This window comes from Micromonospora sp. CA-111912 (assembly GCF_050948415.1).
In the GTDB taxonomy this organism is placed as follows: Bacteria; Actinomycetota; Actinomycetes; order Mycobacteriales; family Micromonosporaceae; genus Micromonospora.
Genome location: NZ_CP192007.1, coordinates 3,440,001 through 3,461,003, shown reverse-complemented (window position 1 = coordinate 3,461,003; position 21,003 = coordinate 3,440,001). Strand labels below are relative to the sequence as shown.

Genomic DNA, 21,003 nt, shown 5'->3' with positions numbered 1-21,003 from the left:
GCACGGGACCGCGATTCATGGGAGAGCATGTGGGCACCGCCGAGGCGACATACGCGCAGCACGCCGTCTGGTTCACCGAGCAGGCCGGGGTCGCCGGCACGGCGTACCACATGGCGCTCGGCGTCCGGTTCGCCGCCGACCTGGACCGCCGGGCCCTCGTCGAGGCGTGCGCGGCGGTGACCGACCGGCACCCGGTCCTCGGCACCCGGGTGGTCACCGAGGCCGACGGCACCCCCGGGCTGGCGCCGGCCGACGTGCGGCCGGCGGTCACCTTCGGCGAGTGGACCGACGCCCGGGTCGCGCGGGAGCTGGCCCGCCCCCACGACCTGCGGGTCGGCCCGCTGTCCCGGTTCACGCTGCTCACCGCCGCCGACGGCCGGCACCTGCTGCTGGTCACCGTCCACCACCTGGTGTTCGACGGAATGTCCAAGGACGTGCTGGCCCGGGACCTGGCCGACGCGTACGCCGCCGCGCTCGCCGACATCCCGGCGCGGGCCGCGCCCCGCTGCGACGGGTACGCCGGGGACGCGGCGGCCGAGCGGGAACGCGTCGCGGTCGACCTGCCGGCGGCCCGCGCGTACTGGGCACGGCACTGGTCCGGCCCGGGCGACGTGGTGCTGCCCGGCCTGCGCCGGCTGCCCACGGGCGCGGAACCGGGGGCCGCCGTGGACGTCGACCTGCCCGCCGACCTGGCCGACGGCGTGGGCCGGGCCGCCGGGGCGCTCGGGGTGACCCGGTTCGAGCTGCTGCTCGCCGCGGTGCACGCCCTGCTGGACCGGTACGGCAACCGGGGCGTCCCGGTCGGCGTCACGCTGTCCACCCGCACGGCCGCGCAGGCCGACCGGGTCGGGTTGTTCGTCAACGAGCTGCCCGTCGCCGCCGATCCGGCCGCCGGCACCTTCGCCGACCACGCCCGCGCCGTGCGGGCCCGGCTGCGCGAGCTGTACCGGTTCCGCGCGGTGCCCCTCTCCCACGCCGTGTCGGGGCTGCGCCCCGCGCCCGCGCTGACCGGAGTCTCGGTCGGCTACCGGCGGCGCGGCGCCGAGCCGGCCTTCCCCGGGGTGGCCACCGGCGTGGACTGGACGCTGTTCGGCGGTGCGGCCCGCAACGCGCTGCACGTGCAGATCGTGGACGGCCCGACCGGGATCACGGTGAGCCTCCAGCACAGCCCCGCCGCCATCGACACCGACGCGGTCACCCGGATCGGCGCTCACCTGCGCACCCTGCTCGACGCCGTGGTCGCCGACCCCGACCGGCAGGTCGGCGACCTGCCGGTGCTGCCCGCCGACGAGCTGCACCGGGTCACCGGGGGCTGGAACGACACCGCGCGGGCGTACCCCGGCGACACCGTGCCCGAACTGTTCGCGGCCCGGGTCGCGGCGGACCCGGACGCGGTGGCCGTCGTCGACGGCGACGTCACGCTCAGCTACGCCCAGCTCGACGCCGCCGGCGCCCGGCTCGCGGTGCTGCTGGGCGAGCGCGGCGTCGGCCCCGGGTCGCTGGTCGCGGTCGCGCTGGACCGGTCCTGGCGGACGGTGGTGACGATGCTGGCGGTGCTGCGCCGCCGGGCCGCGTACCTGCCGGTCGACCCCGGCCACCCGCCGGCCCGGCGGGACCTGGTGCTCGCCGACGGCGACCCAGCGCTGGTGGTGACCGCGTCCGGCGGCACGCAGGACGCCCGGCCCGAACTCGGGCTGGACGGGGTGGACCTGCTCGCCGGCCCGGACCCGGCGCGGGACCCGGCCGCGCCGACCGCCGAGGACCTGGCGTACGTGCTGTACACCTCCGGCTCCACGGGCCGGCCCAAGGGCGTCGCGGTGCGCCACGGCGCGCTGACCAACCTGCTGCTGGGGATGCGGGACCTGCTGGACGGCCGGCCCGGGCACCGCTGGCTGCACCTGACCTCGCCGTCGTTCGACATCTCTGCGGTGGAGGTGTTCCTGCCGCTGGTCACCGGCGGCCGGGTGGTCGTCGCCTCGGCGGTGAGCGCGCTGGACGGCGCCGGGGTGCTGCGGCTGGTCCGCGACGCCGGGGTGACCCACGTCCAGGCCACCCCGTCCGGGTGGCGGGTGCTGCTGGAGGCGGGCCTCGAGGCGGCAGGCCCGCTGGTCGCCCTCGCCGGCGGGGAGGCCCTGCCCGTCGCCCTGGCCCGGGAGCTGCGGGCCCGCACCACCCGGCTGGTCAACGGGTACGGCCCGACCGAGGCGACGATCTACGCCACCGCCGCCGACGTCCCCGCCGACCCGGCCGAGGTGACCATCGGTCGCCCGCTGCCGAACGTGCGGGCGTACCTGCTGGACGAGGCGCTGCGGCCGGTGCCGGTCGGGGTGCCCGGGGGGCTGTACCTGGCCGGCGCCGGGCTGGCCGACGGCTACCTCGGGCGCGACGACCTGACCGCCGAACGGTTCGTGCCGGACCCGTTCGGCGACGGCGACGGGCGGCTCTACCGCACCGGCGACCGGTGCCGGTGGCTGCCGGACGGCCGGCTCGACTTCCTCGGCCGGGCCGACGAGCAGGTCAAGATCCGCGGGTACCGGATCGAGCTGGGCGAGGTCGACGCCCGGCTGCTGGAGCACCCGGCGGTGGCCCAGGCCACTGCGGCGCTGCGCGCAGACGGCGACGGCGAGGCCCGTCTGGTGGCGTACGTGGTGGCCCGGGCCGGCGCGGTCGCGGACCCGGCGGACCTGCGCCGGCACCTGGCGCTGAGCCTGCCGACGGCCGTGCTGCCCACCGACTGGGTGCTGCTGGACCGGCTCCCGATGAGCCCGAACGGCAAGGTCGACCGGGCGGCGCTACCCGCGCCGGCGCCCCGGGACGCGCCGGTCGGCACCGTCGCCGAGAACGCGGCGGCCGACGACGACCCGGTGGTGCAGACGCTGCGCGAGATCTGGCAGGACGTGCTGAAGATCCCCGACATCGGCGTGCACGAGGACCTGTTCGACCTGGGCGGGCACTCGCTGACCATCACCCGGATCAGCGGCCGGATCCAGCAGCGGCTCGGCGTCGAGGTGCCGCTCGACGCCTTCTTCGACACCCCCACGATCGCGGAGATCTCCGAGATCGTCCGACAGTCCGGAAAGGAACTCTGATGGGCACCACCGAGCTGCGCGCGCGGGTCGCCGCACTGGTCAGCGAGGCAACTGGGGGTGACGTGCCGGCCGCCGACATCCTCGGCGGGGGGTCGCTGGTCGCCCTCGGCGTCGACTCCCTCGGCCTGCTGCGCCTGGTCGACGCGATCGAGCTGGAGTTCGGCGTGGAGGTCGAGCTGACCGAACCCGGCCACCGGCTGGACACCCTCGACGACCTGGTGGCGGTCGTCGAGACGGCCCGCCCGGGCGCGGTGGTCAGCGCAGCCGGTGACGGCCGCTGAGCCACTCCCGGGCGGACCGGGAGTTCAGGGCCCACAGCACCCAGGCCAGCAGGCCGACCCCGACGATGGTGATCGCGCCGAACATCCCGAGCGAGGCCACGGCGAACAGCCCGGACGACGCGTACGCGGGGTAGGCCGCCCAGGGGCGGCGACCGGACAGGCTGAACGCCACGAAGGCGCAGGTGAGGGCCATGGCGGCGAAGAACACGGCGGCGCCCAGGGAGCCGTCCTCGGCCAGCAGCCGATGCACCGTCGCCAGCGCGAACAGCAGCGCCAGGAGCGCGAAGGCGAGCACGGTGGTCAGCACGGGGCCGGGCATCGGGGGGCGGCGCAGCACGCCGTCGTACCCACCGGCGCCGGGCGGTCGAAGCACCATGGAACAACGATGGAGGTCTACCCGCAAGGGGATCTGACACTGTCAGGAAGACGACACAGCCAGGCGTCGGCCTAAGCTTCCGCCATGGCGAAGTACTACGACGTGCACCCCGACAACCCGCAACCCCGGACGATCCGCCAGGTGGTCGACCTCGTCCGGGGGGACGGGTTGATCGCCTACCCGACCGACTCGTGCTTCGCCCTGGGCTGCCAGCTGGGCAACAAGGACGGCATGGACCGGATCAGGGAGATCCGCCACCTCGACAGCGGCCACCACTTCACCCTGGTGTGCCGGGACTTCGCGCAGCTCGGCCAGTTCGTCCACCTCGGCAACGCCGTGTTCCGCGCCGTGAAGGCGGCCACCCCCGGCAGCTACACCTTCATCCTGCCCGCCACGAAGGAGGTGCCGCGCCGGCTGCTGCACCCGAAGAAGAAGACCGTCGGCGTCCGCATCCCCGCGCACACCGTCGCCCAGGCGCTGCTCACCGAGCTGGGCGAGCCGCTGCTGTCGAGCACGCTGCTGCTGCCCGGCGACGCCGAACCGATGACCCAGGGCTGGGAGATCAAGGAACGCCTCGACCACGTCGTCGACGCGGTCGTCGACTCCGGCGACTGCGGCACCGAACCGACGACGGTGGTCGACTTCTCCGACGGCGAACCCGAGATCGTCCGCGTCGGCGCGGGCGACCCGTCCCGCTTCGCCTAGCGCGACCGGCCGCCGCCGCACGGTGGCGGCCGGTCGGCACAATCGGACCCGCATTCGCTCAAAGCTCATCGATCCCCGGCCGGTCCGGGGACGCGGACTGTGAGGTCATCCGATGGTGCGACTCATCCTGCCGGTCACCGCGACGCTGCTGGTGCTGATCGCGGTGCGGTGGTCACAACCGGACGCCCTGCGGATCGACGGATTCTGGCCGCTGGCGGCGGTCGCGGTGGTGACGGCCCTCGGCTCGGCCCTGACCCTGGGCCTGTCCCGGGTCGCCTTCTCCCGGGCCGCGCCGTGGATCCGCGGGTTCCTCTCGACCGCCGTCGCGTTCGTCCTGCTGGCCTCGTTCACCGGCGAACCCGGTCCGGCGGCGATCGTCGGTGGAATCCTGGTGACGCTGGCCGTGCTCTTCTCGCTGCTGCGCGGCGGTGGTCACGCGCTGCGGGCGGAGCCGTTCCCGCCGGACGTCCTCGGCGTGGCCCGGCTCGCGGCGCGGTTCGTGGTGCCGGCGGCCTGGTACCTCGTCGCCGTACAGGTGGTGCCGGGCGTGCAGTCGGCGCACCGGTGGCCCGGCGCGCTGCTGGGCGGCCTCGTCGCGGGAGGCACCCTCGTCGCGGGCACGACCCTGGCGTGGACCAGGCCGTGGCACGCCTGCGTGACACCGGTGCGCGTGGACGGTCGCGTGCGGGCCGCGTACGGCGGGATCGGGCATGTCGTCGGGATCGGCGACCCGAGCGCCGGCGAGCACCTCCGGGTGATGGGCTCCGGCGGCGTGCTCGCCGACCTGTCGGGCCTGCTGCCCGACCCGACTCCCGACATGCTCCGCCGCCACCTCGACCGCCTCACCCCGGGCGTGGTGCGGGCCGCCTACGCGATCGAGACACCACGGCGGGTGCTGCTCGCCTCCGCCGGCTACGGCGACGCCGTGCACCTGTGGGACCCCGAGACCGGCCGGGCGGTGCACGCCCTCGCCGGGCACCTGGGCCCGGTCAACGCCCTGTGCGCCGTGCCGGTCGGCGACACCGTCCTGCTCGCCTCCGGCGGGGACGACTTCCGGATCCGGATCTGGGAGCCGGAGACGGGCCGCCAGGTGCGGGTGGTCGGCCGGCAGGTGCGGAGGGTCGTCCGGGCGCTGTGCACCGTGCCGGTCGACGGTCGGGTCCTGCTCGCCGCCGGGTACGCCGACGGCACCGTCCGGCTGTGGGACCCGGTCGACGGGCGACTGGTCCGCCACCTGGGCGCCCAGCGGGGCGGCGTCAACGCCGTCTGCGCCGTCACCGTTGACGGCACGACCCGGCTCGCCTCGGCAGCCGGCGACGGCACTGTGGTCCTGTGGGACCCCGACAGCGGCGAGCGCCTCGGCTCCTTCGACGACGAGGCCCCCCGCTACGCGCTCTGCACGGTGGAGATGGACGGCGAGGTGCTCCTCGCCGCAGCCGGGGACGGCGTCGGCGTGACCCTGTGGGACCCGGCGAGCGGGACGCGGCGAGGCTCGTTGGGCACCGGGTCGCTGCTGGGCCTGCTGACCGGCTCGACGGGTTGGATCCGGTCGATGTGCCAGGTCGGCGACGGCGACGGCGCGTTCCTGATGCTCGCCGGTTACGACCGCGCGGTCGAGCAGATCCGCCTCCGGCCGGCGCTGCGGTCCCTCGCCGCGCCGGAAGCGGCCTCCTGACCGACCGCGTCCCGTGCCGGGCGACGCCGGGCGGACGACGGCAGCCCGCCGCCGCCCGGCGACCCCGGGTCAGTTCAGAGGGATCCGACGAACTGGCTGACGTGGTAGGCGGTGCTGCGGTTGTCGAGCCCTCTGGTCCACTTCGAGACCATCAGGTGAAGCTCGTTGGCGTTCCTGCCCGACCAGGGGTGGATGAAGCCGCCGTACAGCGCGGGCTCCTGCCACGGGAACACCTGGATCTTCTCGCCGGACCACACCTGGTCCGGCCCGCCGGCGGTGCGGGTGACGATGCAGCCGGTCACACAGTTGACGTAGGACATGACCCAGGTGCCGTCGTGCAGTCTGCGTACCGACGGTTCGCCGAACCGGCCGGTGAGGATCGGGGTACAGGGCCTGCCCCAGCCCCAGTTGCTGCCGTTCCAGCCCCAACCCTCGTACGACTCGGGGTAGAACAGCCGGTCCCAGCGGACCCGGCGCAGCATCATCGGGCCGTCCTGGCGACCCGCGCGGACGGAGAAGACGTAGACCCAGTCCCCGTCGCGCTGCATCGTCCACATCTGGAACGGGTCGGTGTTGTTGCCGTTGTTCCACCACTTCAGCGGGGTCCGGACGAAGTCGTTGCCGTTGTCGGAATAGGCCAGGCCGGCGTAGCGCGAACGCCAGTGCGGGCCGGCGGGACCGACCGAGTCCCAGTTCTCGATGCTCATGTAGGAGATCAGTTGGCGGCCGGTCTCGGGAAAGCTGATCCCGTCGTTGGGGATGACGCTGACCTCCCACAGGCCGTCGATCCCGATCCCGTGGTGACCGTTGTGCATGATTTCGGGGGCCCGGCCGTTGCCGGCCACCCGCGCGGCGCTGTCGAAGACGATCCCCCCGGGCGCACCGGGGTGGACGTTGGAGCGCAGCATCACCGGGGACCGCCAGTCGTTGGGCAGCGGCGGACCCTCGGGCCACGGGGTGTTGAAGGTGTCGCCGAAGAGGTACCCGATCGAGCCGTTCTCCAGCACGTACGGGATGCCCAGGTCCGTGCCGGCGACCCGCCACCGACTGTTGGTGTCCAGGTCGGCGCCGGTGAGGCGCTTCTTCCAGGCGGCGGCCTGGGCCGGGCCGGGAAAGGCCAGGGCCGGCGCGACGGCCGAGGCCGTGGCGACCGCGGCGACCCTGCCGAGGAATGCACGACGGTCCAGTGCCATGTCAGGTCCTTCCCGCCCGGCCGGTCCGGCCGGGCGCGCTCGATGCCTCCCCGGGAAACGACGGGCGAGGCGGCTCGTACGGGGGTTCGGGGGTTAGAGGGTGGTTTCTCCGGGGAGGCCGAAGAAGTCGTGCCATTTGGTGGTGGGGGTGAAGGTGGTGCCGGTGGAGAGGGCGACGTGGACGTCGTTGGTGTTGTTTTTGGTGAAGACGATGATGTCGTCTTTGCCGTCTCCGTTGGTGTCGGCGAGGTAGGGGAATTCGCCGGGGGTGCAGAAGTAGTCGTGCCATTTGATGGTGGTGCCGGTGAAGCTGGTGCCGGTGGAGGTGGCGGCGTAGACGTCGGCGTCGGTGTTGCAGGTGAAGGTGACGATGTCGTCTTTGCCGTCGCCGTTGATGTCGCCGACGCGGGGTTGTTCGTTGCCGACGGCGAAGAGGTCGTGCCATTTTTGGGGTGGGCCGAAGGTGGTGCCGGTGGAGAGGGCGATGATGACGTCGGAGTTGGTGGTGGGGCCTTGGGTGAAGGTGATGAGGTCGTCTTTGCCGTCGCCGTTGATGTCGCCGAGGGCGGGGTATTCGCCGGGGATGGAGAAGTAGTCGTGCCATTTGTTGGCGGTGCCGGTGAATCCGGTGCCGGTGGAGAGGGCTACGTAGACGTCGGCGTTGTTGTCGTGGGTGAAGGTGATGATGTCGTCTTTGTTGTCGCCGTTGACGTCGCCGATGGCGGCGACTTCTGCTCCGGGGGCGAACCAGTCGTGCCATTTGGTTGCGGGGTTGAAGGTGGTGCCGGTGGAGGTGGCGACGTAGACGTCGGCGAGGGTTCCGTGGGTGAAGGTGATGATGTCGTCTTTGCCGTCGCCGTTGAAGTCTCCGGTGGTGAGGGTTTCTCCGTTGAGGCCGAAGAAGTCGTTCCATTTCACGGAGGTGCCGGAGAATGATGTTCCGGTTGAGGTGGCGACGTATACGTCGTTGAGGGTGCCTTGGGTGAACGCGACGATGTCGTCTTTACCGTCCCCACTGAAATCCGTCGACGAACCCCCCAGATACCGACCACCCCCACCACCGGCGTTCACCAGGGAGATGTAGTAGTTCCAGTTCCAGTTGGGCCCGGGGTCGGTGTGGTCGTTGCCCGGCAGCTCGTTGTGCCCCTTGATGGCGCTGCGGTCCCTGGGCAGGCCGTACTTGTCGCACAGGTAGCGGGTGAGTGCGGCCGACGAGCGGTACATCGCGTCGGTGAACCAGGCCGGGTTGTCCACGAAGCCCTCGTGTTCGATGCCGACCGAGTACGGGTTTGCCGAACGGGCGTGGTAGGCGGTGTCGCCCTCCCGCACCATCTGGGTGATCTCTCCGGTGCTGGACCGGACGACGTAGTGCGCGCTGACCCCGGACGACGGGTTCTGGAACCAGCTGACGGTCCCGGCGTACGAGCCCTGGGTGACGTGGACGACCACGGTGGTGATCCGGGCCGACCGCCCCGGCTGGTAGTTGCCGCCGTTAGCGGCGACCCACCGGGCCGGGCCGTACTCGGGAACCGCCGCCAGGGCGGCCGGGGACCCGGTGGACCGGCTCCCGGCGGGGGCGACCGTGGCGTACCGGCCGAGTTCCGGCCGCACCGGCCGGGCGGCCACGCCGATCCGCTGCCCGGTGGGCGTCCGCGCCTCGAGGCCCTGCCGCAGCAGGTCGTAGACGTGGTCGGCGTAGAGGCGGGCGGTCGCGTCGTCGCCGGCGTGGGCGTAGCGCGCCACGACCGGGTACCAGGCGTCGATTCGGTGGCGGTCGGCGGGCCGCAGCCGCGCCGCGTCGGCATAGGAGCGCAGCACGGCCGCCGCACCCCGGACGTTCGCCTCCGGCCGGGCCCTGAGCTGGTCCACCGGCACACCGGTGAGCCCGGCGGCCTCGTCCAGGGATCGGTTGGTGGGGTTGCTGACCAGGTGCATCGGGCCGTAGCCGTTGGCGGCGCTGGGCTGGCCGCCGTGGTCGTCGAGCCGACTCTCGCCGTAGCCCACCGCCACCAGCAGGTCGCTCGGCACGTCGTAGCGGCTGCCGGCGGCGGCGAAGGCGGCGGCGAGGCCGTCGGTCGGGGCGGCGGTGGCCGGCGCGGCGGCGGTGAGGGTGACGACGGTCAGGGTGGCGACGAGGACGCCGGCCAGCGGGGGCGGCTTCCTGCGTCGCGGGGAACGATTGAACATGGCGACTCTCCGGCGGGGGTTCGGGGTTCAGAGGGTGGTTTCTCCGGGGAGGCCGAAGAAGTCGTGCCATTTGGTGGTGGGGGTGAAGGTGGTGCCGGTGGAGAGGGCGACGTGGACGTCGTTGGTGTTGTTTTTGGTGAAGACGATGATGTCGTCTTTGCCGTCTCCGTTGGTGTCGGCGAGGTAGGGGAATTCGCCGGGGGTGCAGAAGTAGTCGTGCCATTTGATGGTGGTGCCGGTGAAGCTGGTGCCGGTGGAGGTGGCGGCGTAGACGTCGGCGTCGGTGTTGCAGGTGAAGGTGACGATGTCGTCTTTGCCGTCGCCGTTGATGTCGCCGACGCGGGGTTGTTCGTTGCCGACGGCGAAGAGGTCGTGCCATTTTTGGGGTGGGCCGAAGGTGGTGCCGGTGGAGAGGGCGATGATGACGTCGGAGTTGGTGGTGGGGCCTTGGGTGAAGGTGATGAGGTCGTCTTTGCCGTCGCCGTTGATGTCGCCGAGGGCGGGGTATTCGCCGGGGATGGAGAAGTAGTCGTGCCATTTGTTGGCGGTGCCGGTGAATCCGGTGCCGGTGGAGAGGGCTACGTAGACGTCGGCGTTGTTGTCGTGGGTGAAGGTGATGATGTCGTCTTTGTTGTCGCCGTTGACGTCGCCGATGGCGGCGACTTCTGCTCCGGGGGCGAACCAGTCGTGCCATTTGGTTGCGGGGTTGAAGGTGGTGCCGGTGGAGGTGGCGACGTAGACGTCGGCGAGGGTTCCGTGGGTGAAGGTGATGATGTCGTCTTTGCCGTCGCCGTTGAAGTCTCCGGTGGTGAGGGTTTCTCCGTTGAGGCCGAAGAAGTCGTTCCATTTCACGGAGGTGCCGGAGAATGATGTTCCGGTTGAGGTGGCGACGTACACGTCGTTGAGGGTGCCTTGGGTGAACGCGACGATGTCGTCTTTACCGTCCCCACTGAAATCCGTCGACGAACCCCCCAGATACCGACCACCCCCACCACCGGCGCCGCCGCAGTTGTCGCTGACCAGGTACTTCTGGTTGTACTGGCCCGGGTAGGGCGCGAGCGAGACACCGTTGATGACGATCGACTGCCCCACCCCGTTGTAGAGCTGTTCGTAGTGGACGTGCGGGCCGGAGGAGTTACCGGTGCTGCCGGTGACGCCGATCTGCTGGCCCTGCTCGACGTACGCCCCGTCGGGCACCGAGTAGGCGCTGAGGTGGAAGTAGTAGGTGGTCCAGCCGCCGCCGTGGTCGATGACCACGTAGTTGCCGGCGCCGCTGGGCTGCGCGTAGCGGCGGGCCGTGCCGGCGGCGGAGGCGACCTGCGGCGTGCCGCCGGTGGTGCCGCCGTCGGCCCGCACGAAGTCCAGCGCCTGGCGCACCTCGGCGCTGTGGTGGTCGTAGGTCCACCGCTGCCCGCACGGGAACGGCGCCTTGAAGTTGGGCGCGGCCAGCGCGTCCGTGGGCGCGGACACGGCGCCGGTCAGGACGGCCGCGGCCAGGGTGACCAGCGCGACGAGGCAGCGACGGAGAGTTCTCGGGTGCCGGGGCATGGCGGCTCCTGTCAGGGGAGGCTAGGGCGGGGAAGGTCGGAGCCGGGGGCGATCTGGTCGCTCCACCGCCAGCCGTTCTGCACGAGACGGCTGCCGTCGGAGAGCGACACGTAGGCGTCGGCGGCGCTGCCGCGGGTGTAGGTGACGGCGTCGCCGCGCCCGTCGCCGTCGAAGTCGCCGACGCCGGGCAGCTCGGTGCCGATCGCGAAGTTGCCGTGCCAGGTGGCGGCGGCGCCGAAGCCCTCGCCGGTGGAGCGCCGGACCAGGACGTCGGCGCTCGCGCCCCGGGTGAAGACGACGACGTCGTCGCGGCCGTCGCCGGTGACGTCCGCCAGCGCGGGCAGTTGGCTGCCGGTGGCCACGCCGTCACCCCACTTCCAGGCGTGCTGCACGAAGCGGCTGCCGTCGGAGAGCGAGACGTAGACGGCGCCGCCGACGCCCTGGAGGAAGGTGACGATGTCGTCGCGCCCGTCGCCGTCCACGTCGCCGACGGCGGGGGTCTCGGTGCCGGCGGCGAAGAAGTCGTGCCACTTCACCCCGGGCCCGAAGCCGGTGCCGGTGGACAGCGCGACGTAGACGTCGGCGCTCGCGCCCCGGGTGAAGGTGACGATGTCGGTTCGCCCGTCGCCGTTGACGTCGCCGACGGCGGGAGTCTCGGTGCCGACCGCGAAGAAGTCGTGCCACCTGCTGGCCGGTCCGAAGCCGGTGCCGGTGGACAGCGCGACGTAGACGTCGGCGGTCGCGCCCCGGGTGAAGGTGATGGCGTCGGCCCGGCCGTCGCCGTCGACGTCGCCGGTGAAGGGCAGTTCGGCGTCGGTGGCGAAGAAGTCGTGCCACCTGCCGGCCGGCCCGAACCCGCTGCCGGAGGAGATCGAGGCGAAGACGTCGGCGGTGACGCCACGGGTGAAGTCGACCACGTCGTCCCGGCCGTCGCCATTGACGTCGCTGGTGTTGCGGCCACGGCTGACCGCGGTGGCGGCACCCGACGCGGGGCCGACGTTGCCCGCCTCGTCCAGCGCCACGATCCGGTAGTGCCAGCGTTGCCCGGTGCCGAGCGGTCCGTGCCGGAAGCTGGTGGTCCGGACGGTGCCGAGCAGGTTGGCCGGGGTGGTCGGCACGTCGGCGGCGCGTGCGCCGTAGACCCGGTAGCCGGCCACGCCCACGTCGTCGGTCGCCGCCGGCCAGCTCAGGACGACCGCGTGGGTCCGGGCGACGACGGTCGGCGCGGCGACCGTCGTCGGCGGTCGGGTGTCGGCGTACGGACGCACCAGGCTGGACGCGGCGTAGGAGCTGGCGGTCCAGGCGGGCCGGTCGACGGCCGGGACCAGCGTCACGGTGACCGACGCCCGGCCGGCGGTCACCGGGGCGGGCAGGACGAACTCGTCGCTGCGCCACCGCTGCGTGCCGTTGCCCTGCGGCTGGGACCAGGTGCCCACCGCGACCCCGTCGACGGCCACCGCTACCTGCTGGCCCGCCGCGCCCTGCTCGCCGGTGCGCCGCAGCCGTACACCCTGGTTGTCCGGGGCGACGGCGAGGCGGAAGCGGACCGGGGCCGTGGCGGCGCGGACCTGCCCGGTGACCGTCGCCGCGTCGTCGTCGCCCTCGAAGACCGAGGTGAGGGGGTACTGCGTCGCGGCGCCGTCGGAGTAGTCGTGGGCCGCGCGACTCGCCGCGTCACCGACGGTGACCGTGTCGGTGAGCGCCTGCCCGACGGTGGGTTGGGTGTAGAGGTAGGCCGTGGAGCCGTACTCGGCGGGCATGTCGTTGGCCGGGCCGTGCTCGATGCCGAAGCGCAGGCTCGTGCCGTAGTCGATCGAGTCGCCGATCATCAGCCGGTACGCCGCGTCGCACTCGTACGGGCAGCCGCCGGTGCGCAGCTGGTGTCCGGGGTTGCCGGTGAAGACGCCGGAGTAGGTGCCCCGGTTGAAGTACCAGCCGGACTCGTAGAAGTCCTCGGTGCCGGTGCCGTGCAGCTGAGGCGTCGCCGAGCCGTCGACGTGGATTCGCTCGTCGCCCTCCAGGTAGTTGCGGGTGTTGCCGTCGGCGACGTGGCCGCGCATGGTCTGTGACACGCCGACGAGGCGCCCGCGCCCGCCCTGCTCGGCGACGGCCCAGTCCTGCCCCGGGGTGGTCGTCCCCCGCCGGGACTGGGCGGTGAAGTAGCCGGCGTCGCCGTCGGCGGCCAGGGCGTCGGTCCACTGGTCGCCGGGTGCGGAGGTGATCTCCCAGCCGACGCCGGCGAGGTCGACGCCGTCGGTGTTGACGAGGGTGACGGCGGCGGCGGTCCGGAACGGCATCGGCCACCAGGAGCTGTACCAGCCGCCCGGGGTGGTGTCCATGGCGGACATCAGTGACCGGACCGACCGCTCACCGAGCCCGGAGCCGAAGAACTCGGCCACCGGCGAGTCCACTGTCGTCCGGCCGTCGAAGGTGATCCGAAGCCGCAGCCGCCCGAGGCGGGAGTCGGTGGCGCTCGCGTCGGGCACCCGCAGGCGCAGCGCCGTGAGCGCCCGGGGGCCGGTCAGGCTGGCGAGGGTGACCTGGCCGTTGGCGGGGACGGTGTGGGTACCGCCGATCGTGGCTGCGCCGGGCTGCGCCGGCTTGGGATCGCGGGTGCCGGCGGCCCGCAGCAGGTTCACCACGTCGGTGGCGGCGTCCGCGGGGTCGAAGGACGGGATTCCCTGGGCGTCGGCGAAGCTGCGGTAGGTGACGTGGTGGAACAGGGGGTTGTGCTCGGTGGTGACGCGCATCGACCGTCGGTAGGGCATCGGCACCTTGACGGTCACCCCGCCGGACGTCTGGTCGGCGTTGCTCACCAGGGGGTAGACGAACGGGGCGCCGAGGCCGCCGTCGACGAGGTGCTGCAACCCGGTGTCGACGACTGTCGCGCCGTCCAACTCGATGCGGATCCACCCGGTGGCGTCGACCGCGCCGTCGTCGCGGGTGAACCAGATCGACTCGATCTCACCGGCGCCGTGGTCCTCGGCGATCACGCAGCCGCCGACCGTGCGCAGGCAGGAGTGGGCGCCGCTGAACCCGTCGTCGTTGCCGCCGGCCCGGTCGTAACTGGAGAACTGTCGCGTCCGTGAGCCGCTGCCGAGGTGGGGCAGCCGGTCGAGGCGACGGTAGACGTCCCAACCGACGGCGCCGGGGTCGGCCGGGGCCGAGACAGTGGTCGTCGGCGCGGTGGCAGGGCCCGGCGTGGCGGACGCCGCAGACGGCACGGACGCGGCAGCCATGGCGAGGGCAGCGGTGAGGGCGACGGCACGCAAGCCGCGGGATCGGGCCATGTGTCACCTCGGCGGGCGGGCTCCTGGACGGTGCCACTGGCGGAAGTGAAGCCAACTCGTTCGATTTCTGTCAATACCCCAGGTCGCGGCCGAGTGGGGCGGGGCGCCCCGTCGTCCGGCATTCCCGCAGGTGGGAGGCGATCTCCGGGCCTCCACCCGCACGAAAGTTTCTTCCTTGACTGCATCGTCGAGTGGCCGTAAGTTTCATGCATCTATCGACAGATGTCTTCGCATCGCTGCCGCTCGCCCTCGCCTCCGGGACAGCGGCCCCGCCCCACCCGGACCACCGTTCCCCGCTTCCCAGAGGGGCCGTCATGGACATTCCCACCCGAACACCCGCCACGTTCCACCTCGCGGCCCGGCTGGCCGCTGCCGTCGCCGTCACGCTGGCGGTGACGACCCCGGTCGCACCCGCCGCAGCGGCCCCCTCGAACGGCAACTTCGGCACGCTGGCCTGCACCTCGATACCGGCGAACCACGACCCGTCGATCATCGTGATCGTGCACCGGGTGGGCCTCAACCTGCGCGTCAACGCCAAGGTGATGCTCGCCGGCTTCGAAACCGGCTGGGTCGAGTCCCACATGAACAATCTGCCCTGCGGGGACAAGTCCTCCCTCGGCGTGTTCCAGCAGCGCTGGGACTACGGCTGGGGCACTCCGGAGCAGATCATGGACCCGGTCTACTCGTCGACGCAGTTCTTCACCAGGGCGATCACCTGCGACCGCGACAACCCCGGCTACACCGCCGGTCAGGTCGCGCAGTGCGTCCAACGATCCGGCTTCCCCGACCGCTACGACCAGTCACAGGCCAAGGCCCGGTCACTGCTCGCCGAGGCTGGGCGGGTCACCGGCATCGCCCCGGGTTCGTCGACGGATTTCAGTGGGGACGGTAAAGACGACATCGTCGCGTTCACCCAAGGCACCCTCAACGACGTATACGTCGCCACCTCAACAGGGTCGTCGTTCGCCGGCACCTCCGTGAAATGGAACGACTTCTTCGGCCTCAACGGAGAAACCCTCACCACCGGAGACTTCAACGGCGACGGCAAAGACGACATCATCACCTTCACCCACGGAACCCTCGCCGACGTCTACGTCGCCACCTCCACCGGCACCACCTTCAACCCCGCAACCAAATGGCACGACTGGTTCGCCCCCGGAGCAGAAGTCGCCGCCATCGGCGACGTCAACGGCGACAACAAAGACGACATCATCACCTTCACCCACGACAACAACGCCGACGTCTACGTAGCCCTCTCCACCGGCACCGGATTCACCGGCACCGCCAACAAATGGCACGACTACTTCTCCATCCCCGGCGAATACCCCGCCCTCGGCGACATCAACGGCGACGGCAAAGACGACCTCATCACCTTCACCCAAGGCCCCACCACCAACTCCGACGTCATCATCGCCCTCTCCACCGGCACCACCTTCGGCCCACCCCAAAAATGGCACGACCTCTTCGCCGTCGGCAACGAACAACCCCGCGTCGGCGACATCAACGGCGACGGCAAAGACGACATCGTCACCTTCACCTGCAACACCGACGCCGACGTCTACGCCGCCACCTCCACCGGCACCAGCTTCACCGGCACCACCATCAAATGGCACGACTACTTCTGCACCCCCGGCGAATTCCCCTACCTCGCCGACACCAACGGAGACGGCAAAGACGACATCATCGTCTTCACCAAAAACAACACCAACGACGTCCACGTCGCCCTCTCCACCGGCACCACCTTCACCCCCACCACCAAATGGCACGACTTCTTCGGCCTCCCCGGAGAAACCACCCTCTGAACCCACCCCCACCTGAGCTGGCACGACACCGGCCGATGCCGGGATCGTGGCCGCGGCGGGCGTCACCAGCCCCCGAACACACTGGCAGCTTCCCCGAGGAGAATCGATGGACTTCACCCCTGACGGCGTTCGACCCCTCAGCCGCCGACGGCTCCTGACCGGCGCAGCGGGAGTCGCTGCCGCAGGCGCGCTGGCCGGCGCCTTCAGCGCGCCGCTGGCCGCCCAGGCCGCCGGCGACGGGCACGGCCTGCGCATCGTCGACCGCAACGAGAACGGCGGGCGCCTCCAGTACTACCGCTTCGCCACCGACGCGATCGCGTGGGATCCGGCGGTCAACGTCCTGCTGCCCGACGGCTACCACACCAGCAACAAGCGCTACCCGGTGCTGTACCTGCTGCACGGCGGCAACTCCGACTTCCGGGCCTTCCACATGTACGACAACATCATCAATCTCACCGCCGGCCGGGAGATCATCGTCGTCATGCCGGACGCCGCGACCGGGTGGTACTCCAACCCGGTCAGCAGCAACACCGGGCCCCGCAACTGGGAAACCTTCCACATCGCGCAGCTGCTGCCGTGGATCGAGCAGAACTTCCGCACCTTCCCCGAGTACAACGGCCGCGCCGTCGCCGGCTTCTCGATGGGCGGGTTCGGCGCCCTGAAGTACGCCGCGAAGTACTACGGCCACTTCTGCTCGGTCAGCTCCCACTCCGGTCCGGCCAGCCTGCGCCGGGACTTCGGCCTCGTCGTGCACTGGGCGAACGTGAGCTCGGCCGCGGTCGAGCTGGGTGGCGGCACCGTCTACGGTGCCCCGCTGTGGGACGAGGCGCGGGTCAACGCCGACAACCCGGTGCAGCGCATCGGGAGCTACCACAACAAGCGGATCTTCCTTGCCGCCGGCACCTCACCTGACCCGGTGAACTGGTTCGACACGGTGAACGAGACCCAGGTGCTGGCCGGCCAGCGCGAGTTCCGGGCGGCTCTCGGTCGGGCGGGGATCCCGCACGAGTGGCGCGAGGTGCCCGGCGGGCACTACTTCCGCCACGAGCTCTTCGTCCAGGACCTCAACGGGATGCTCGGTCGCCTCCGTCGTGCCGGCTGATCCGGCCCCGCCCGCTCGGCGGTAGACACAAAAAGGGCCATCCCCCTAGGGGGATGGCCCTTTTTGAAAGATGTCCGGCGGTGTCCTACTCTCCCACACCCTCACGAGTGCAGTACCATCGGCGCTGGAGGGCTTAGCTTCCGGGTTCGGAATGTAACCGGGCGTTTCCCCTCCGCCATGACCGCCGTAACTCTATCGACATATCAAACAACACCACAACAACTGGTCTGTTGTTCATTTGTCGAGAGTTGCACAGTGGACGCGTAGCAGCTTAGTAGTCAAGTCCTCGGCCTATTAGTACCGGTCAACTCAACCCGTTACCGAGCTTACATTTCCGGCCTATCAACCCAGTAGTCTAGCTGGGGGCCTTACCCCACCAAAGTGGGTGGGATACCTCATCTTGAAGCAGGCTTCCCGCTTAGATGCTTTCAGCGGTTATCCCTTCCGAACGTAGCTAACCAGCCGTGCCCCTGGCGGGACAACTGGCACACCAGAGGTTCGTCCGTCCCGGTCCTCTCGTACTAGGGACAGCCCTTCTCAAGTATCCTACGCGCACGGCGGATAGGGACCGAACTGTCTCACGACGTTCTAAACCCAGCTCGCGTGCCGCTTTAATGGGCGAACAGCCCAACCCTTGGGACCTGCTACAGCCCCAGGATGCGACGAGCCGACATCGAGGTGCCAAACCATCCCGTCGATATGGACTCTTGGGGAAGATCAGCCTGTTATCCCCGGGGTACCTTTTATCCGTTGAGCGACACCGCTTCCACTCGCAAGTGCCGGATCACTAGTCCCGACTTTCGTCCCTGCTCGACCTGTCAGTCTCACAGTCAAGCTCCCTTGTGTACTTGCACTCAACACCTGATTGCCAACCAGGCTGAGGGAACCTTTGGGCGCCTCCGTTACCTTTTAGGAGGCAACCGCCCCAGTTAAACTACCCACCAGACACTGTCCCTGAACCGGATAACGGCCCGAAGTTAGAAACCCAAATCAACCAGAGTGGTATTTCAAGATTGCCTCCACCCATACTGGCGTATGGACTTCACCGGCTCCCACCTATCCTACACAAGCTAATTCGGATACCAATGTCAAGCTATAGTAAAGGTCCCGGGGTCTTTCCGTCCTGCCGCGCGTAACGAGCATCTTTACTCGTAATGCAATTTCGCCGGGCCTGTGGTTGAGACAGTGGGGAAGTCGTTACGCCATTCGTGCAGGTCGGAACTTACCCGACAAGGAATTTCGCTACCTTAGGATGGTTATAGTTACCACCGCCGTTTACTGGCGCTTAAGTTCTCCGCCTCGCCCCGAAGAGCTAACAGGTCCCCTTAACGTTCCAGCACCGGGCAGGCGTCAGTCCATATACATCGAATTACTTCTTCGCATGGACCTGTGTTTTTAGTAAACAGTCGCTTCCCCCTGCTCTCTGCGGCCATACAACGCTCCACCCGCAAGGGGCTTCACGTCTCCGGCCCCCCTTCTCCCTAAGTTACGGGGGCAATTTGCCGAGTTCCTTAACCACAGTTCGCCCGATCGCCTCGGTATTCTCTACCTGACCACCTGTGTCGGTTTGGGGTACGGGCCGCTAAGAACTCGCTAGAGGCTTTTCTCGGCAGCATAGGATCACTGACTTCACCTGAATCGGCTCGGCATCACGTCTCAGCCTTAATGTGTTGCGGATTTGCCTACAACACGGCCTACACGCTTACCCCGGCACAACCACCGGCCGGGCTCAGCTACCTTCCTGCGTCACCCCATCGCTTGACTACTACCCGCCAGGTTCCCACACTCCCCAACATCCATCCGAAGACATCAGCCAGTTCACGCGGTTAGCACAACAAGGTTCATCATGGGCGCTCTTTCGCGGGTACGGGAATATCAACCCGTTGTCCATCGACTACGCCTCTCGGCCTCGCCTTAGGTCCCGACTCACCCAGGGCGGATTAGCCTGGCCCTGGAACCCTTGGTCATCCGGCGGAAGGGTTTCTCACCCTTCTTTCGCTACTCATGCCTGCATTCTCACTCGTGCCGCGTCCACAACTGGGTCACCCCGCTGCTTCACCCCCGGCACGACGCTCCCCTACCCATCCACACACCTGCACAAGGAATCAAGTCCAAGCGAGGATAAAATGTGAATGCCACAGCTTCGGCGGTGTGCTTGAGCCCCGCTACATTGTCGGCGCGGAACCACTTGACCAGTGAGCTATTACGCACTCTTTAAAGGGTGGCTGCTTCTAAGCCAACCTCCTGGTTGTCTATGCGACCCCACATCCTTTTCCACTTAGCACACGCTTAGGGGCCTTAGCTGGTGATCTGGGCTGTTTCCCTCTCGACTACGAAGCTTATCCCCCGCAGTCTCACTGCCGCGCTCTCACTTACCGGCATTCGGAGTTTGGCTGATTTCGGTAAGCTTGTGGGCCCCCTAGATCATCCAGTGCTCTACCTCCGGCAAGAAACACGCGACGCTGCACCTAAATGCATTTCGGGGAGAACCAGCTATCACGGAGTTTGATTGGCCTTTCACCCCTAACCACAGGTCATCCCCCAACTTTTCAACGTTGGTGGGTTCGGCCCTCCACGCGGTCTTACCCGCGCTTCAGCCTGCCCATGGCTAGATCACTCCGCTTCGGGTCTAGGACACGCGACTGAATCGCCCTATTCAGACTCGCTTTCGCTACGGCTCCCCCACACGGGTTAACCTCGCCACATGCCACTAACTCGCAGGCTCATTCTTCAAAAGGCACGCCGTCACCCCGCAAGGCTCCGACGGATTGTAGGCGAACGGTTTCAGGTACTATTTCACTCCCCTCCCGGGGTACTTTTCACCATTCCCTCACGGTACTTGTCCGCTATCGGTCACCAGGAAGTATTTAGGCTTACCAGGTGGTCCTGGCAGATTCACGGCAGATTACAGGGGTCCGCCGCTACTCGGGAACACCCACAGAAGACCAGCCACTTTCACCTACCGGACTTTCACCGCCTACGGTCAGCCATTCCAGACTGTTCGGCTAGCAACTGGTTTTATAACTTCTCGAACAAGTGTCAGCTCATTCAGCAGAGTCCCACAACCCCAACCACGCAACCCCTGACAGGTATCACACGCAGCCGGTTTAGCCTAGATCCGCTTTCGCTCGCCACTACTCACGGAATCACTCTTGTTTTCTCTTCCTACGGGTACTGAGATGTTTCACTTCCCCGCGTTCCCTCCACACACCCTATGTATTCAGGTGCGGGTGACATCACATGACTGATGCCAGGTTTCCCCATTCGGACACCCTGGGATCACAGCTTGGTTGACAGCTCCCCCAGGCCTATCGCGGCCTCCCACGTCCTTCATCGGCTCCTGGTGCCAAGGCATCCACCGTTCGCCCTTGACAACTTGACCACAAAGATGCTCGCGTCCACTGTGCAATTCTCAACAAACGACCAACCCACAACCCCAACAGCGCAACACCAGACCCGACAACCGCCGGCGGTATGCCACACCAGGCCATGCCTGGACAACCAACCCCACCCCAAAAGGCAAGGAATCGGCTCCGAAGAAAACAACCAATGGTTGTTCCTTCAGGACCCAACAGGGTGCTCTCCGCCCTCCCCCAGCCGCACCAGAATTAACCATTCCCACCACCAAAAGTGGCTGTACTAGGCAATCCCGGCCGTTGCCAGGGCAAAACTCACCAGTGTCTCCGCCATCTGAGCACCCCGACCCGACATCCGCAGGCCGCGGGCTCCATACCGCCTTTCGGCGAATGGTGCTC

The 21,003-nt window shown here is 69.0% G+C and carries 11 protein-coding genes and 2 rRNA genes; 6 read left to right on the top strand and 7 right to left on the bottom strand.

What is annotated here, in order from left to right:
- The first annotated feature begins 17 nt into the window (after positions 1-17).
- Together ACQPZO_RS14170 and ACQPZO_RS14165 are read left to right on the top strand one after the other, a co-directional pair.
- On the top strand, positions 18-3,089 hold the full coding sequence (locus ACQPZO_RS14170) for a non-ribosomal peptide synthetase (protein WP_433350470.1): 3,072 nt from the start codon (positions 18-20) through the stop codon (positions 3,087-3,089).
- Positions 3,089-3,370 (top strand): acyl carrier protein, encoded by a 282-nt coding sequence (locus ACQPZO_RS14165; protein ID WP_433350468.1) that lies wholly within the window; start codon positions 3,089-3,091, stop codon positions 3,368-3,370. The genes ACQPZO_RS14170 and ACQPZO_RS14165 overlap by 1 nt, the downstream gene beginning before the upstream one ends.
- Here ACQPZO_RS14165 and ACQPZO_RS14160 read toward each other — a convergent pair.
- The gene (locus ACQPZO_RS14160; RefSeq protein ID WP_433350467.1) at positions 3,345-3,746 is read right to left on the bottom strand and encodes a hypothetical protein; all 402 of its coding nucleotides are present in this window, start codon (positions 3,744-3,746) and stop codon (positions 3,345-3,347) included. The two genes, ACQPZO_RS14165 and ACQPZO_RS14160, sit on opposite strands and share 26 nt — an antisense overlap.
- Positions 3,747-3,830: 84 nt before the next feature.
- On the opposite strand from ACQPZO_RS14160, the gene ACQPZO_RS14155 reads away from it, so the two are divergent.
- Positions 3,831-4,451: an L-threonylcarbamoyladenylate synthase gene (locus tag ACQPZO_RS14155; protein ID WP_433350465.1), complete on the top strand. Its 621-nt coding sequence runs from the start codon at positions 3,831-3,833 to the stop codon at positions 4,449-4,451.
- 112 nt (positions 4,452-4,563) lie between these two features.
- Positions 4,564-6,126, top strand: coding sequence for a WD40 repeat domain-containing protein (locus tag ACQPZO_RS14150; RefSeq protein WP_433350463.1), 1,563 nt, complete (start codon positions 4,564-4,566; stop codon positions 6,124-6,126).
- 74 nt (positions 6,127-6,200) lie between these two features.
- Here ACQPZO_RS14150 and ACQPZO_RS14145 read toward each other — a convergent pair whose 3' ends face one another.
- The 4 genes from ACQPZO_RS14145 to ACQPZO_RS14130 all read right to left on the bottom strand — a co-directional run bounded on the left by ACQPZO_RS14145 (position 6,201) and on the right by ACQPZO_RS14130 (position 14,344).
- A complete protein-coding gene (locus ACQPZO_RS14145) occupies positions 6,201-7,319 on the bottom strand; it encodes a DUF4185 domain-containing protein (RefSeq protein ID WP_433350461.1) in 1,119 nt (372 codons plus the stop codon).
- Positions 7,320-7,412: 93 nt separating this feature from the next.
- The gene (locus ACQPZO_RS14140) at positions 7,413-9,506 is read right to left on the bottom strand and encodes an N-acetylmuramoyl-L-alanine amidase (protein ID WP_433350460.1); all 2,094 of its coding nucleotides are present in this window, start codon (positions 9,504-9,506) and stop codon (positions 7,413-7,415) included.
- A gap of 27 nt (positions 9,507-9,533) precedes the next feature.
- On the bottom strand, positions 9,534-11,054 hold the full coding sequence (locus ACQPZO_RS14135; RefSeq protein WP_433350459.1) for an FG-GAP-like repeat-containing protein: 1,521 nt from the start codon (positions 11,052-11,054) through the stop codon (positions 9,534-9,536).
- Between the two features lie 11 nt (positions 11,055-11,065).
- Positions 11,066-14,344 carry a DUF2961 domain-containing protein gene (locus ACQPZO_RS14130; RefSeq protein WP_433350458.1) on the bottom strand — a complete coding sequence of 1,093 codons (3,279 nt, stop codon included), beginning with the start codon at positions 14,342-14,344 and terminating at the stop codon, positions 11,066-11,068.
- A 314-nt stretch (positions 14,345-14,658) separates the two neighbouring features.
- On the opposite strand from ACQPZO_RS14130, the gene ACQPZO_RS14125 reads away from it, so the two are divergent.
- Together ACQPZO_RS14125 and ACQPZO_RS14120 are read left to right on the top strand one after the other, a co-directional pair.
- Positions 14,659-16,146, top strand: a complete 1,488-nt coding sequence (locus ACQPZO_RS14125; protein WP_433350456.1) for an FG-GAP repeat domain-containing protein — start codon at positions 14,659-14,661, stop codon at positions 16,144-16,146.
- A 106-nt stretch (positions 16,147-16,252) separates the two neighbouring features.
- Positions 16,253-17,248 carry an alpha/beta hydrolase gene (locus ACQPZO_RS14120; protein WP_433350454.1) on the top strand — a complete coding sequence of 332 codons (996 nt, stop codon included), beginning with the start codon at positions 16,253-16,255 and terminating at the stop codon, positions 17,246-17,248.
- A 72-nt stretch (positions 17,249-17,320) separates the two neighbouring features.
- Here ACQPZO_RS14120 and rrf read toward each other — a convergent pair.
- Positions 17,321-17,437, bottom strand: a 5S ribosomal RNA gene (rrf, locus tag ACQPZO_RS14115).
- An 85-nt stretch (positions 17,438-17,522) separates the two neighbouring features.
- Positions 17,523-20,630: ribosomal RNA gene (locus ACQPZO_RS14110) — 23S ribosomal RNA — on the bottom strand.
- Between the last annotated feature and the right edge of the window lie 373 nt (positions 20,631-21,003).